Genomic DNA, 1,095 nt, shown 5'->3' with positions numbered 1-1,095 from the left:
CGCGCGGTGCCGCGCCGGTTGTGCGTGGTGGCCGGACGCAGCAAGATTCCGGCGGTGCGCGGGGCTTTGGCCGGTGGCTTAATCACCGACCTGATCATCGATGAGGGAGCGGCCCTGGCCCTGCTCGGTGGGTAGCATTAACCCATGCGCCTTCGTGATGAACTGATCTCCACCCACCACCATCGGCACTCCACCATGAAGGTCTTCACCTACCCGTCCAGCATCGACACCCCGGCCGGGGTGATCCTGGCGGTGCACGGCTTCCGCGGGGACCACCACGGCCTGGCCCGGATCACCGAGCTGCTGCCCGAGTACACGTTCATCGTCCCGGACCTGCCCGGGTTCGGGGCCTCCAGCCCCATGGACACTGAACACGACGTGGAAGGCTACGCCCGGGTGCTCGATGACTTGGCCAGCGAGCTGCAGCTGGGCGGGCACGTGATCCTGCTGGGGCATTCCTTCGGCTCCCTGGTGGCCGCGAAGCTGGCCACGCTGCGGGTCTTTTCCTCACTGATCCTGCTCAACCCGATCTCCGAGCCGCCGCTGCAGTCCTCCCAGCGGCTGATCGCCGCCGGCGCCGGGCTCTTCTACGAGGCCTGCGCGAAGCTGCCGGCCGGGGTGGGTGAGCGGATCCTGCGCTCGGGGTTGATCACCGATGCGATGAGCTGGTTCATGACCAAGAGCCGGGACCCGCAGCTGCGCCGCTATGTGCGGGACCAGCACCGCGCCTACTTCTCCGGCTTCCACAACCGCCAAACCCTCTCCCAGGCCTACCGGGCTTCGATCAGCCATACGGTGCAGCAGTGGGCGCCGCGGATCGCCGAACCGGTGCTGATGGTCGGCGGGGAGGACGATGAGATGGGCAGCCCCGACACCCAGGAGCAGCTGCGCGCCAGCTTCCCGCAGGCGGTGCTGGTGATGCTGGAGAACGTGGGACACCTGATCCACTACGAAAAGCCGGAGGAGACCGCCTGGGCGATCCGTGAATTTCTCGCTGGTCGGCTGCGCTAACCGCGCCGGCGCATAGGCTGCGCGGGGTTTAGAGCACCTCGTCCGGGTCCACCCGGACTGTGACCAGCGGCTCCTTCGCCGCGG

Annotated in this window: 2 protein-coding genes; both read left to right on the top strand. The window is 67.9% G+C overall.

The features are described from left to right. Nucleotides 1–6: 6 nt before the first annotated feature. Nucleotides 7–135 (top strand): sugar-binding domain-containing protein, encoded by a 129-nt coding sequence (locus tag JCM19049_RS21280; protein ID WP_374700331.1) that lies wholly within the window; start codon nucleotides 7–9, stop codon nucleotides 133–135. 9 nt (nucleotides 136–144) lie between these two features. After that, on the top strand, nucleotides 145–1,011 hold the full coding sequence (locus JCM19049_RS15090; RefSeq protein WP_054821973.1) for an alpha/beta fold hydrolase: 867 nt from the start codon (nucleotides 145–147) through the stop codon (nucleotides 1,009–1,011). The last annotated feature ends 84 nt before the right edge of the window (nucleotides 1,012–1,095 follow it).

The sequence above is a fragment of the Arthrobacter sp. JCM 19049 genome, from assembly GCF_001310435.1.
This window is presented reverse-complemented; position numbering and strand designations above follow the sequence as displayed.